The sequence below is a fragment of the Streptomyces roseicoloratus genome (assembly GCF_004117935.1).
Lineage (GTDB): Bacteria > Actinomycetota > Actinomycetes > Streptomycetales > Streptomycetaceae > Streptomyces > Streptomyces roseicoloratus.
In genome coordinates this window covers 23,037-35,940 of sequence record NZ_SDOY01000073.1, presented here as the reverse complement: position 1 = coordinate 35,940, position 12,904 = coordinate 23,037, and the positions used below count along the sequence as shown (strand labels likewise).

Here is a 12,904-nt window from a genome sequence, read left to right as displayed (position 1 = left end):
GCGACGGGTGGCGCTGGTTCGCGGTGCCCGGACAGTGGTCGCGGCGCAGGACCGCGGGCGAGCTGGTGCTCGCCGTCGTCATGGCGCTGCTGGCCGCCGGCACCGAGGACCTCGTGGGCGGCGAAGGCTGGACGCTCGCCGCCGTCGCCACGGCCGCGGCCGGTCTGTCGCTGCTGCGCCGCCGCCTGCCCGCGACGGTGCTCGTCCTCACCTCCGGCCTCGCGCCGTTCCTTCCCGGCTTCCTCGCCCTGCTGATACTCGTCGGCTGGTCCGCCGGACGCTATGTCGCGGGCGTCGAGCGGGCACTGGCCGCGTTCACCACGGCGTACGTGCTGAACGTCGCGAGCACCGCCGTCGAGGCCTGGCAGCAGCAGCGGCTGCTCACGCTCGCCTTCTTCTCGACGCTGTACTTCCTCGCCACGACGCTCGCGCCCGGTCTCGCCCACCGCTACTGGACCCAGCGCAGGACCCTGCTCCACGCCCTCCAGGAGCGCAACGTGCAGCTGCTGCGGGAGCGGGCGATGCTCGTGGGCCAGGCCAGGATGCGGGAACGGCAGCGGATCGCGCAGGACATGCACGACAGCCTCGGCCACCAGCTGGCCCTGATCTCCGTGCACACCGGGGCGCTGGAGGTGGACCCGCACCTGACCGACCGCCAGCGCGAGGTGGTCGCCGTGCTGCGCGGCGCGTCCATGGACGCCATGCACGAGCTGCGGGAGGTCGTCGGCATCCTCCGTGACGGGGTGGAGGCGCCGGACGACGGCGACCGGGGCGGCCAGGGCGCCGCCCTGACGCGGCCGGGCGACGAGACCGGGCGGGCTGCGCGGGGGACCGCCGGCATCGAGGGGCTGGTCACGGCCGCCCGCGCCGCGGGCACCGCGATCGGTCTGAACCGGCGCGGCGAGACCCGGGCGCTCGCGCCGGCCGTCGACCACGCCGCGTACCGCATCGTCCAGGAAGGCCTCACCAACGCCTACAAGCACGCGCCGGGCGCCCCGATCACCGTCGAAGTGCGGTACGAGCCGGACGCCTTCGTCGTCGAGGTGCTCAACGAGGAGCCGGCCGAGGTCCCTTCCGGCGTCGTCAGCGGCGGCCAGGGCCTGCCCGGGCTGCACGAGCGGGCCCGCCTCGTCGGCGGCATCGTCCACGCGGGCCCCGCGGACGGCGGCGGCTTCCGGGTCGCCGGGGTCCTGCCGTACGGGGCGGTGGAGGCCGCGCCGTACGTGGACCCGTACGCCGCGCCGCGGACGGACCCGTACGGAGCGCCGTACGGGGAGCAGAGGGGTCCGCACGCGGTACCGCAGGTCGCGCCTTTCGTCGATGCGGCCGACGACTTCCGGCAGCAGTGGAAGAGGCCCCGACGCGGCGACCGTGGTCGGGTCGCGGTCGGACCGTCCGACTGGACGGTGGCCGAACGGGAGCTGGCGATGGCGATGCAGGCGGGCAGGGGCAGGAGCACGGGCGGCGGGATAGCGATCGGCTGCGGGATAGCCGTCGCCGCGCTGGTGCTGCTGCTCGTGGCGGCGGGCTTCGGCCTCTGGTTCCTGATGGGTTCGGTGTCGAAGGGAATGGTCGACCCCGGACAGTACGACGCGGTCAAGGTCGGCGACAGCGAGCGCAAGGTGCGGGACAGCCTCCCTTCGGGTGACACGATCGCCACCGCCGGCCTGCACGGGAAGGGCCCGGCGGAGCCCGAGGGGTCGTCGTGCCTGGTCCTGATGAGCTCGGAGACGAGCGACGACTTCGACAAGGAGCCGGTTTTCCGGTTCTGCTTCAAGGACGGCAAGCTGATCGAGAAAAAGTCGTACGAGGTCGTGCGCTAGCTCGCGCTCGCGCAGGGCCGGGCCGTTGGGGAGTGGGAGTGGGCGGGGCAGGAACAGGACCGGAGGCGGGTCCGGGGGCGGACCCGGGACCGGGGGCGGCGCCGGGAACGGAGGCGGGGGCGGTGTCGGCACCGGGGCCGGTTCCCGGGGCGGTGTCGCGGGCGGGGGCGGTGTCGGGGGCACGGCGGATCAAGGTCGTCATCGCCGACGACGAGCCCCTGATCCGGGCCGGCATCCGCATGATCCTCACCTCGGATCCGGAGATCGAGGTCGTCGCCGAGGCGACCAACGGCCGCGAGGCCGTCGACCTGGCGCGCGCCCACGCGGCGGACGTCGTCCTGCTCGACATCCAGATGCCCGTCCTCGACGGGCTCTCCGCCCTGCCGGAGCTGCGGCGGGCCGCCCCGGCGGCCCGGGTGATCGTCCTGACGACGTTCGGCGAGCGGGAGAACGTCCTGCGGGCCCTGGAGCACGGCGGGGCCGGCTTCCTGCTCAAGGACACCGCACCGGCCGAGCTGATCCGGGCCGTACGGGCAGCGGCGGCGGGCGACGCCTATCTCTCACCCGCGGCCACCCGGCACGTCGTGGAGCGGCTCGCCTCCGGCCGTGAGGCCGCCCGCGCGGAGGAGGCGCGGGCGCGACTGACCGCGCTGAGCGAGCGGGAACGCGAGGTGCTCGCGCTGCTCGGTGAAGGACTGTCCAACGCCGACGCCGGCCGGCGGCTGCACATGAGCGAGGCCACGGTGAAGACGTACGTGAGCCGCATCCTGTCCAAGCTGGGCTGCGAGAACAGGGTTCAGGCGGCCCTGCTGGCGAGGGACGCCGGTCTGTAGGCCGCCAGCCGGCGATGCTCGGGCGGCGGGTCAGGGCCGGGGCTTGGGCCAGGACTCCCCGATCGGGGCGGGGGGCCCCGTGTCGCCGGTGGCGTTGTAGCGCAGGAGGTAGCCCGCGAACGCGGCCAGGTCCTCGGCCGACCAGTCCTTGAGGCGCTCCTCGTACGCGGCGAGCCGGCTGGCCTGCGTCGAGGCGAGCAGCCGGGTGCCCGCGTCGGTGGGGTGCAGCACCTGCACGCGGTGGTCGTCGGGGTCGGGGCGCCGTTCGACCAGACCCATCTTCTCCAGGGCCGCGATCTGACGGCTGACCGTCGACTTGTCCAGCAGGTAGTGGGCCGCGAGATCCGTGGCCCGGCAGCCCTGCCGGTCGTCGATGTGGGCCAGGAGCGTGTACGAGACCAGCGGCAGCTCCGGGTGGAGCCGCGCCGCCGCGGCGCGCGCCCGGCGGGCGAAGGCCGTCAGCTCACGCTGGATCGTGTCGAGGGACGTCTCCCGCGCGCCGTCGCTCATGGTGCGCTCCCTGGTGCCGCGGGTGGTCCGCTGGTCGGTCCCACCCTTCAGTTGTATAGTACAACGGTTATGTAGTTGTAAATGCCAACCATGGAGGTTCCGGTGTCCGCAGGACCGACCACCAAGGGAGCACTTCGCCACGTCCTCGGGCACCTGCTCACACCCCTGCTGATGTGCGTCGGCATGGGCCTCGCCTACCTCGGCGCCTTCCACGCCCCCGAACCCCACGGCCTGCGCGTCGACGTCGTCGGCTCCGGGCCGTCGGTCCAGGTCCTCGCGCAGACCCTCCAGGACAAGGGCGCCGGCGCCCTCGACGTCCGTACCGTCCCGGACCGCGCGACCGCCACCACCGCCCTGCGCGAGCGGTCCAGCTTCGGCGCCTACCTCCCCGGCACCGCCGGTCGCGGCCCCGAACTGCTGGTCGCCTCCGCCTCTTCCGACACCAGCGCCATGGCCGTCGAGAAGGTCTTCACCAAGGTCGCCGCCGCCGAGGGCGAGCCCCTCAAGGTCACCGACGTCGCCCCCGTCTCCTCCGGCGACCCCACCGGCCAGGGCGTCTTCTTCCTCCTCGTCGCCCTCAGCATCGGCTCCTACGCCTCCGTCGCCGTACTCGGCGGCGCCGGCGCCGTCCTGCCCATGCGCATCAGGGCCCTGCTCGCCGCGGGTATGTCGTTCGTCGTCAGCCTCGTCGGCACCGTCTTCGCCGGCCCCCTCTTCCACCTCGTGGACCAGGGCCTGGGCGGCGTCTGGGCCCTGTCCTGGCTGTACAGCGCCGGCATCCTGCTGATCGGCGTCGGCCTGCACACCTTCCTCAAGCGCTGGACCACCCTCGGCGTGATGGTGCTGTTCGTGATGCTGAACTTCACCAGCTCCGGCGGCATCTACCGCCCCGAACTCCAGCCCGGCTTCTTCGGGTCCCTGCACGCCTTCTGGAACGGCGCCGGATTCGTCGAGGGCGTCCGCGACCACGTCTACTTCGACGGCCACGCCCTCGGCGGCAACGTCCTCGTCCTGACGCTCTGGTTCCTCGCGGGTGTCGCACTGACGATCACCGCCGGCATCACGGAGACCTGCCGCGAGGACGGGAGGGCGGTCAGGGACGCGATGGCGGAGGAGACGAAGGCGGAGGGGGCCAAGGAGGCGGAGGCGAAAGCAGAGGCAGATGCAGAGGCAGAGGCAGAGGAGGAGATGGCGGAAGCCGTGGGGGTCTGACCGTCACCGGGAGCGGATGCGGAGTTGTCCACAGGTCGTTGTCCACAGGGGGCGACGGGCTTGAGGCTCCGGCGGTACCGTCATGCCCAGTCGACGAAGTTGATGTTGGCATCGGGCCACGACTCGACCCGCTCGACGCAGTACGGCACAGGCGCGCCATGCCGCGGGAGGAAGCGGTGGGGCGCGCGCGGAACGGCGAACGACGGGGGAGGACGTCCGATGGACGACACCAGGACAGCGGTACCGGGACCACGCGACGACACGGCGGCGGGCACGCCCCTTGTCCCTGTCGCCGTCCCCCTCCCCGCCCCGGCCTCGGTCCCGGCCCCGGTTCCGACCTCGGTCCCGGCCCCGGCCCCGACCTCGGTCCCGGCCCCGGCCCCGACCTCGGTCCCGGCCCCGGCCCGCGTCCCCTTCGTGCCCGGATTCGTCCGCCGCACCACCGACGGGGCCGCGGTCACCGCCAGGCAGTGGGGCAAGGAACTGCGCAACCGCCTCCCCCGCACCGCACACGCCGCGCTCACCCCGGCCCCCGGCAGACCCGACGCCGTCCGCGCCGTCGAGGAGTCCAACCGGGGCCGCGTACCCGAACTCACGCCGATCCGGGTCGGCAGGATGTCGGCGAGCCCGTTCGCCTTCCTCCGCGGTTCGGCCGGACTCATGGCCCACGACCTCGCCGGCTCCCCCGTCACCGGCATCGCCGCCCAGCTCTGCGGTGACGCCCACGCCGCCAACTTCGGCCTCTACGGCGATGCCCGGGGCCGGCTCGTCATGGACCTCAACGACTTCGACGAGACCGTCGTCGGCCCCTGGGAATGGGACCTCAAGCGGCTCGCCACCTCCCTCGTCCTCGCCGGCCGCGAGGTCGGCGCCGACGAGGACACCTGCCGGGCCGCCGCCTTCGACACCGTCGGCGCCTACCGGCGCACCATGCGTCTCCTCGCCCGGCTCCCCGCCCTCGACGCCTGGAACGCCATCGCCGACGAGGAGCTCGTCTCCCACACCGACGCCCGCGACCTCATAGGCACCCTCGAACGGGTCTCCGCGAAGGCCCGCAACAACACCAGCGCCCGTTTCGCCGCCCGCTCCACCGAGAGCGTGCCGGACGAGGAAGGCGGCGGCCGTCGTTTCGTCGACGCGCCTCCGGTACTGCGCCGCGTCGGGGACGCGGAGGCGGCGGCCGTCGCCGCCTCCCTCGGCCCGTACCTGGCGACCGTCTCCGAGGACCGCCTGCCGCTGCTCGCCCGCTACGCGATACACGACGTGGCCTTCCGCGTCGTCGGCACCGGCAGTGTCGGCACCCGGTCGTACGTGGTGCTGCTGCTCGACCACCGGGGCGAGCCGCTGGTCCTCCAGGTCAAGGAGGCCCGCCCCTCGGCGCTGCTGCCGTACCTCCCCGCCGTCGGCTTCCCGCTGCCCGAAACCGGGCACGAGGGTCGTCGGGTGGTCCTCGGACAGAAGCGGATGCAGGTCGTCAGCGACAGCCTGCTCGGCTGGACCACGGTCGAGGGACGGCCCTTCCAGGTCCGCCAGTTCCGCAACCGCAAGGGCAGCGTCGACCCCGCCGCCCTCAGCGCCGACCAGGTCGACGACTACGGCCGCATGACCGGGGCCCTGCTCGCCCGCGCCCACGCGCACAGCGCGGACCCGCGACTGATAGCCGGCTACTGCGGCAAGAACGAGGAGCTCGACGAGGCCGTCGCCTCCTTCGCCGTCGCCTACGCCGATCGCACCACCGCGGACCACACCGACCTCGTCACGGCCATCCGCACCGGCCGCATGGCCGCCGAACCGGGCGTCTGACCGGGCGATGCCCGGGGAGCCCCCGACGGGGTGCGGGCGGGACCGTAGGCTGGGGAGGACGAGCCGGAACGAGGACGTGGACGGGCGTGGACGTGAGCGGGGACCAGGACGTGGCCGGCGGTTCCGGCGAGCCGGTCGGTGGGACCGAGGGCGAGCAGGCGCACGCGCCGGCGGGCGGTGCGGCCGCGGGTCAGTCGGGCCGGGAGCCGGGCGGCGGGGCTGAGGGCGAGCGGCCTGAGGCTCGGCTTGACCAGGCGGTGCGGGTGGCCGAGCAGGCGCTGATCGAGTTCGAGATCGCGGTGGAGACCTTCCGGGTCGAGGTGGAGAACTTCTCCCGGCTGCATCACCAGAGGCTGGGCCCGATGTACGCGCGTCTCGACGAGCTGGACGCGGAGATCGCGGAGGCGCGGGCCGCGCGGACCGGGGATCCGGAGGATCTGCGGCGTGCGCAGGAGGCGCGTGCGGCGGTCCTGCCGATGCCCGGGGTGGAGGAGCTGTTCCACGAGTGGGTGGACTCCGACGGGCTTTCGGCGGAGGCGGCGGCCATGCTGACGGACCGGCCGGTGCAGCCGCCGAAGCGGGTCCGGCCGTCGGACGAGGTCCGCAAGCTGTACCGCGATCTGGCGCGGCAGGCCCATCCGGATCTGGCGCGGGACGAGGACGAGCGGAAGCGGCGCGAGGAGTTCATCACGCGGGTGAACGCGGCCTACGCGCGTGGTGACGAGGCGCTGCTGCGGGAGCTGTCGGCGGAGTGGGCGGCCGGTCCGGTGCCCGAGGCGCGGCGGAGCGAGGCCGAGGAGCTGTACGCGCGGCTGGAGTGGCTTGCGCGGCGCAAGGAGATGCTGTCGCTGGTGGCGCGGGATCTGGAGGAGAGCGCCATCGGCGCGATGCTGCGGATGGCGCCGGACGATCCGGATCGTCTGCTGGAGGAGATCGCGGAGCAGCTGCTCGCGCAGGTCGCGGAGCGTGAGGCGGAGCTCGCGGCGCTGGTGCGGTAGCTCGGGTGCGGTAGCTCGGGTGCGGCAGGCGTGGCGCGGCGGGTCCGGCCTCGTACGTCTGGTGCGGCCGATCCTGTCCTGGGCGTCTGGGCGTCTGGGCGTCTGGGCGTCTGGGCGTCTGGACGTCTGGGCCGGTGGGTCCGGTGTGTGGGGCTGGTGCAGTAGGTTCGAGTGAGGTGCGCCCGTCGGGCGCGGAGTTTCGGAAGAGAAGGCCACGTTCATGAATTTCGCCCCGCTGCCGACGGTCGACGTGGCTTCCGTGCCGGCGGATGCCCTGGTGCTGGACGTCCGTGAGGACGACGAATGGGCGGCCGGTCATGTGGAGGGTGCGCTGCACGTTCCGATGAGTGATTTCGTGGCGCGGTTCGGTGAGGTGACGGAGGCCGTGGCCGACGGGCGGCGGGCTTTCGTGGTGTGCCGGGTGGGCGGCCGATCGGCGCAGGTCACGCAGTATCTGGTGCGCCAGGGGATCGACGCGGTGAACGTCGACGGCGGGATGCTCGCGTGGGACGGCGCGGGGCGCCCGATGGTGACGGACGACGGGAGCCCCGCCTACGTGCTGTAGGGCGCGGGTGCGGCGTGGTTCAGCCGAGGGAGTGGATGGCGAGGAGGTCGCCGAGTGCTTCTTCGTGCTGGGCCGCGGGGCCGAGGGCGAGTTCGAGGTGCTTGGCCCAGGCGTGGTAGCGGTGCAGCGGGTAGTCGGTGTCCGCGCCGAAGCCGCCGTGGAGGTGCTGGGCGGTCTGGACGACGCGGCGTACGCCTTCTGAGGCCCAGATCTTGGCCACGGCGATGTCCGCGGCAGCGGGCAGGGGTCCGGCGGTGTCGGCGGTGAGGCGCCAGGCGGCCTGCCAGAGGGTGACTTCCATGGCGCGCAGGTCGATGTAGCGGTCGGCGGCCTGGACGGCGACGGCCTGGAAGGTGGCCACGGGGTGGCCGAACTGTTCGCGCTTGCCGGTGTACTGGCTGGTCATGGTGAGGACCTGTTCGCCGAGCCCGAGGGCGAGGGCGCAGGTTCCGGTGGCGAGGAGGCCGTGGAGCCATTCCCAGGCGCCTTCGGTGTCGATGACGTCGGTGCCGTCGAGGCGGACGTCGTCGAGGTGGAGTACGGCGAGGCGTTCGCCGTGGGTGCCGTACTGGTCGGTGAGGGTGAGGCCGGTGCGGGTGCGGGGGAGCAGGGCGAGGACGGTGTGTCCGTCGGGGGTGTGGGCGGGCACGGCGATGCGGTCGGCCTGGTGGGCCCAGGGGACGGCGCTGGTCCGGCCGGCAAGGGTCCAGCCGTCGTGGTCGCGCCGGGCGGTGACGGCGAGGGGTGCCGGGTCGTGGCCGGTGCGGCCGTGGACGGCGGCGGTGAGGACGAGTTCGCCGCGGGTGACGCGGAGGAGCAGGTCGGCGGCGGTGCCGGCGGGGCCGTAGCGCTGGAGGGTGAGGGCGACCGCGCTGGTCTCGAGGAGGGGGACGCGGGCGAGGGCGCGGGCGGATTCCCGCAGGACGAGGCAGAGGGCGATGGGGTCGAGTCCGGCGCCGCCGTGGGCCGGGTCGAGGACGAGGCCGAGCAGGTCGGTGTCGGCGAGGCGGGCCCAGAGGGCGCGGTCGAGGTCGTCGGCGACGGCGCCGTGGGTGAGGGCGGGGCTGGGTACGGCGTCGGGTGGGACGTCGGCGAAGACGGCCTTGGCGGTTTCGGCGGCCGCTTGTTGTTCTTCGGTGAAGGTGAAGTCCACGGTCCTGTCCCTTTCGGCCTTGCCCCGCTGGGATGTGACGGGCCGTCAAGATAGAACAGGTTCCAGTGGATGGGAATGGGCGGGCACGTCGGGCGTGGTGCCCGGGCGTGCCCGCCCATGTCCGGTGCGACGGCGCGGCCGTCCGCGGGATCTGTCCGGTGATCGCGGCCGGACGGACCCCGGTCCGCCGGGTCAGCGGTCGAAGTCGAGTTCCACGTCCGGGGTGGCGGGGTGGGACTGGCAGGCCAGGACGTAGCCGGCGTCGGTCTCCTCGGGTTCCAGGGCGAAGTTGCGGTCCATCCGCACCTCGCCGGAGACGAGGAACGCGCGGCAGGTGCCGCACACGCCGCCCTTGCAGGCGTACGGGGCGTCCGCCCGGGCGCGGAGCACGGTGTCGAGGAGCGTTTCGCCCTGCTGGACGGGCCAGTTGCCGGACCGGCCGTGGAGGGTGGCGGTCAGCGTGGCGTGGGCGGGGGCGTCCGCCGAAGGCGCCGGGGCGGGAGCGGAGCCGTCGTCGACGTGGAAGATCTCCTGGTGGACGCGGGTGCGGGGGACGCCGAGGTCGCGCAGGACGCGCTCGGTGTTCTGCACCAGGCCGAAGGGGCCGCACAGGAACCAGCCGTCGATCTCGCCGACGGGCAGCAGCGCGGGCAGCAGGGTCCTGAGCCGTTCCTCGTCGAGCCGACCGGAGGGGAGACCGGCCTGCTGTTCCTCGCGGGAGAGCACGGTGACCAGCTGGAACCGGTCGGGGTAGCGGTCCTTGAGGTCGGCGACCTCGTCGAGGAACATCGTGGACGACGCGGTGCGGTCGCTGCGGACCAGGCAGAACCGGGCCTCGGGTTCGCGGGCGAGCAGCGTCGCGGCCATGGACAGCACCGGCGTGATGCCGCTGCCGCCGACGACGGCGGCGAAGTGCCCGGGGCGGGGTTCGAGGACGAAGCGCCCCATGGGTTCCATGACCTCGACGGTGTCGCCGACGGCGAGTTCCTTGAGGGCGTACGTGGAGAACTCGCCGCCTTCGACGAGGCGGATGCCGACCCGCAGGACGGGCGTCTCGCCTTCGGCGGCGGCCGGTGCGCAGATCGAGTAGGTGCGGCGGATCTCCTCGCCGCCGGGGCCGAGGCGGCGCAGGGCGAGGTGCTGGCCGGGCGCGTGGCGGTAGGCCTCGCCGAGCTCGGGCGGTACCGCGAAGGTGACGGCCACGGAGTCATCGGTGAGCTGCTCGACCTCGCTCACGCGGAGCGGATGGAACCCGGCCCGTCCGGCGGTCGAGGACGGCGTCGACGGCATCTACAACTCCTTGAAGTGGTCGAACGGTTCGCGGCAGGCGGCGCAGCGGCGCAGTGCCTTGCACGCGGTGGAGGAGAAGCGGCTGAGGAGCTCGGTGTCGGTGGATCCGCAGTGGGGGCAGCGGATCGCCAGGGTGAGCGGTATCGGTCCGCCGGCCGGTCCTTGCGGGCGGGGCGGGGCGATGCCGAACTCGGCGAGCTTGCGGCGGCCTTCCTCGCTGATGTCGTCGGTCGACCAGGCGGGGCTGAGGACGGTGACGACGGAGACGTCGGGGATGCCGTGGTCGTGGAGGGCGTTCTCGATGTCGGTCGACATCGCCTCGACGGCCGGGCAGCCGGTGTAGGTCGGGGTGAGTTCGACCTCGACGCGGCCGGGGCCGTGGACGTGGACGCCGCGGAGCACGCCGAGTTCGGCGAGGGTGAGGACGGGCAGCTCGGGGTCGAGGACGGCGCCGGCGATCCGGGCGAGTTCCTCTTCGAGCGGCGTGGGGGCCGTGGTCGGTGAGCCGGTCACCATGACGCCCCCGGGTGGCTGCGGTGGAGGTGCTGCATCTCGGCGAGCATGCGGCCGAAGGACTCGGTGTGGAGTCCCTGGCGGCCGGCGCCGGCGGACCAGGCGCCGGTGCGCGGTCCGGGCGGGACGGTGAGGGTGGCCCGGCCGAGGACCGCGGTGACCGAGTCGAGCCAGGCGCGTTCCATGGCCTCGGTGTCGAGGTCGAGGCCGTCGAGCGGCTGGAACAGCTCGCCGGTGTAGCGCCACAGGGCGTCGCAGGCGGCCTGCATGCGCCGGTGGCTTTCCTCGGTGCCGTCGCCGAGGCGCAGCGTCCAGTGTTCGGCGTGGTCCTGGTGGTAGGCGACTTCCTTGACGGCCTTGGCGGCGAGTCCGGCGAGCGGGCTGTCGCCGGCGGCCAGTCGGCGGTACAGCAGGTGCTGGTAGGTGGAGAAGTACAGCTGCCGGGCGATGGTGTGGGCGAAGTCGCCGTTGGGCTGTTCCACGAGCTGGCAGTTGCGGAAGGCGCGCTCCTCGCGGAGGTACGCGAGCTCGTCCTCGTCGCCGACGAGGGAGAGCAGGACGCGGGCCTGGCCGAGGAGGTCGAGCGCGATGTTGGCGAGGGCGACCTCTTCTTCGAGGACCGGCGCGCCGCCCGCCCACTCCCCCAGGCGCTGGGCGAGGACGAGGGCGTCGTCGCCGAGGGCGAGCGTGGCGGCCGGGACGGTCGTGGCGCCGGCGTCGCCGGTGGTGGTCCGGGCGGTCACAGGTGCTTCACCCCGTCCGGGATCTCGTAGAAGGTGGGGTGCCGGTAGGGCTTGTCGGCGGACGGCTCGAAGAAGGGGTCCTTCTCGTCGGGCGACGAGGCGGTGATCGCCGTGGAGGGGACGACCCAGATCGAGACGCCCTCCATGCGGCGGGTGTAGAGGTCGCGGGCGTTGCGCAGGGCCATCTCGGCGTCCGGCGCGTGCAGGCTGCCGGCGTGGGTGTGGGACAGTCCGCGGCGCGAGCGCACGAACACCTCCCACAGCGGCCATCCGTCGGTGGTCATGCCCCTGCCTCCCCGTGCGTGTGCGTGTGCTGCTCGTCGTGACGGCCGTGGGCGTCGTCCCGGCCGTGGTTGTCGTTGCCGTGCCTGCCGTCGTGCTTCCCGGCGTAGGCCGCGGCGGCTTCCCTGACCCAGGCGCCGTCCTCGTGCGCCTTGCGGCGCTTGCTCAGCCGCTGCTCGTTGCAGGGGCCGTTGCCCTTGAGGACGTTCCAGAACTCGTCCCAGTCGATGGGGCCGAAGTCGTAGTGCCCGCGCTCCTCGTTCCACTTCAGGTCGGGGTCCGGGAGGGTGAGGCCCAGGCTTTCGGCCTGCGGGGCCGCGATGTCGACGAAACGCTGGCGCAGCTCGTCGTTGGAGTGGCGCTTGATCTTCCACGCCATCGCCTGCGCCGAGTGGGTCGACTCGTCGTCCGGCGGGCCGAACATCATCAGCGAGGGCCACCACCAGCGGTCGACCGCGTCCTGGGCCATCGCGTGCTGCGCCTCGGTGCCGCGCGAGAGGGCGAGCAGCGCCTCGTAGCCCTGCCGCTGGTGGAAGGACTCCTCCTTGCAGACCCGGACCATCGCGCGGGCGTACGGTCCGTAGGAGCAGCGGCAGAGCGGGACCTGGTTGGTGATCGCGGCACCGTCCACGAGCCAGCCGATGGCGCCGACGTCGGCCCAGGTCAGCGTCGGGTAGTTGAAGATCGACGAGTACTTCTGGCGGCCGGAGTGGAGCTTGTCGAGGAGCTCGTCGCGGCTGGTGCCGAGGGTCTCGGCCGCGCTGTACAGGTACAGGCCGTGGCCGGCCTCGTCCTGGACCTTGGCCATGAGGATCGCCTTGCGCCGCAGGGACGGCGCGCGGGTGATCCAGTTGGCCTCGGGCTGCATGCCGATGATCTCGGAGTGCGCGTGCTGTGCGATCTGGCGGACGAGGCCGGCGCGGTACGCGTCGGGCATCCAGTCGCGGGGCTCGATGCGCTCGTCGGCGGCCACGGCGGCGTCGAACACCGCTTCGAGGGCAGCCTGGCTCGCCGTCATGCCCTCTGTCGCTGTCGTCTCTGCCGTACCTGTGGTCATCGGACCCCCTACCGACCGATCGTTCGGTTGAATTGCTTCAATGGTCGTTCGGCGGCCCGTATGGTGTCAACCCTGTGGATAACTGCTGAGGGCAAGCGGGAGCGGGGCGCGATGGACTCGTA

The 12,904-nt window shown here is 73.1% G+C and carries 13 protein-coding genes; 6 read left to right on the top strand and 7 right to left on the bottom strand.

What is annotated here, in order from left to right; genetic code table 11:
* Nucleotides 1–80 precede the first annotated feature (80 nt).
* Together ESG85_RS06610 and ESG85_RS06605 are read left to right on the top strand one after the other, a co-directional pair.
* Nucleotides 81–1,823 carry a sensor histidine kinase gene (locus ESG85_RS06610; RefSeq protein ID WP_128977114.1) on the top strand — a complete coding sequence of 581 codons (1,743 nt, stop codon included), beginning with the start codon at nucleotides 81–83 and terminating at the stop codon, nucleotides 1,821–1,823.
* 170 nt (nucleotides 1,824–1,993) lie between these two features.
* Entirely contained in the window at nucleotides 1,994–2,656 is a 663-nt protein-coding gene (locus ESG85_RS06605) for a response regulator transcription factor (protein WP_128977093.1), read from the top strand.
* 30 nt (nucleotides 2,657–2,686) lie between these two features.
* On the opposite strand, the gene ESG85_RS06600 is transcribed toward ESG85_RS06605, so the two are convergent.
* On the bottom strand, nucleotides 2,687–3,166 hold the full coding sequence (locus ESG85_RS06600; RefSeq protein ID WP_128977092.1) for a MarR family winged helix-turn-helix transcriptional regulator: 480 nt from the start codon (nucleotides 3,164–3,166) through the stop codon (nucleotides 2,687–2,689).
* A gap of 90 nt (nucleotides 3,167–3,256) precedes the next feature.
* Between ESG85_RS06600 and ESG85_RS06595 the strand changes: the two genes are divergently transcribed.
* The 4 genes from ESG85_RS06595 (at nucleotide 3,257) to ESG85_RS06580 (ending at nucleotide 7,744) form a co-directional block, all read left to right on the top strand.
* Nucleotides 3,257–4,378 carry an ABC-2 transporter permease gene (locus ESG85_RS06595; RefSeq protein WP_128977113.1) on the top strand — a complete coding sequence of 374 codons (1,122 nt, stop codon included), beginning with the start codon at nucleotides 3,257–3,259 and terminating at the stop codon, nucleotides 4,376–4,378.
* Nucleotides 4,379–4,795: 417 nt separating this feature from the next.
* On the top strand, nucleotides 4,796–6,181 hold the full coding sequence (locus ESG85_RS06590; protein ID WP_128977091.1) for a DUF2252 domain-containing protein: 1,386 nt from the start codon (nucleotides 4,796–4,798) through the stop codon (nucleotides 6,179–6,181).
* A gap of 92 nt (nucleotides 6,182–6,273) precedes the next feature.
* Nucleotides 6,274–7,179 (top strand): J domain-containing protein, encoded by a 906-nt coding sequence (locus ESG85_RS06585; RefSeq protein WP_374050409.1) that lies wholly within the window; start codon nucleotides 6,274–6,276, stop codon nucleotides 7,177–7,179.
* 220 nt (nucleotides 7,180–7,399) lie between these two features.
* The gene (locus ESG85_RS06580; RefSeq protein ID WP_128977090.1) at nucleotides 7,400–7,744 is read left to right on the top strand and encodes a rhodanese-like domain-containing protein; all 345 of its coding nucleotides are present in this window, start codon (nucleotides 7,400–7,402) and stop codon (nucleotides 7,742–7,744) included.
* A 19-nt stretch (nucleotides 7,745–7,763) separates the two neighbouring features.
* Here ESG85_RS06580 and ESG85_RS06575 read toward each other — a convergent pair whose 3' ends face one another.
* The 6 genes from ESG85_RS06575 to paaA form a co-directional block, all read right to left on the bottom strand.
* The gene (locus ESG85_RS06575) at nucleotides 7,764–8,897 is read right to left on the bottom strand and encodes an acyl-CoA dehydrogenase family protein (RefSeq protein ID WP_128977089.1); all 1,134 of its coding nucleotides are present in this window, start codon (nucleotides 8,895–8,897) and stop codon (nucleotides 7,764–7,766) included.
* A gap of 192 nt (nucleotides 8,898–9,089) precedes the next feature.
* Nucleotides 9,090–10,187, bottom strand: coding sequence for a 2Fe-2S iron-sulfur cluster-binding protein (locus ESG85_RS06570; protein ID WP_128977088.1), 1,098 nt, complete (start codon nucleotides 10,185–10,187; stop codon nucleotides 9,090–9,092).
* The gene (gene paaD / locus ESG85_RS06565) at nucleotides 10,188–10,703 is read right to left on the bottom strand and encodes a 1,2-phenylacetyl-CoA epoxidase subunit PaaD (RefSeq protein ID WP_128977087.1); all 516 of its coding nucleotides are present in this window, start codon (nucleotides 10,701–10,703) and stop codon (nucleotides 10,188–10,190) included.
* Nucleotides 10,697–11,443 carry a 1,2-phenylacetyl-CoA epoxidase subunit PaaC gene (gene paaC, locus ESG85_RS06560; protein ID WP_128977086.1) on the bottom strand — a complete coding sequence of 249 codons (747 nt, stop codon included), beginning with the start codon at nucleotides 11,441–11,443 and terminating at the stop codon, nucleotides 10,697–10,699. The genes paaD and paaC overlap by 7 nt, the downstream gene beginning before the upstream one ends.
* Nucleotides 11,440–11,727 carry a 1,2-phenylacetyl-CoA epoxidase subunit PaaB gene (gene paaB, locus ESG85_RS06555; protein WP_128977085.1) on the bottom strand — a complete coding sequence of 96 codons (288 nt, stop codon included), beginning with the start codon at nucleotides 11,725–11,727 and terminating at the stop codon, nucleotides 11,440–11,442. The genes paaC and paaB overlap by 4 nt, the downstream gene beginning before the upstream one ends.
* Nucleotides 11,724–12,782, bottom strand: a complete 1,059-nt coding sequence (gene paaA / locus ESG85_RS06550; protein WP_128977084.1) for a 1,2-phenylacetyl-CoA epoxidase subunit PaaA — start codon at nucleotides 12,780–12,782, stop codon at nucleotides 11,724–11,726. Before paaA ends, paaB begins: the two co-directional genes overlap by 4 nt.
* Nucleotides 12,783–12,904 lie beyond the last annotated feature (122 nt).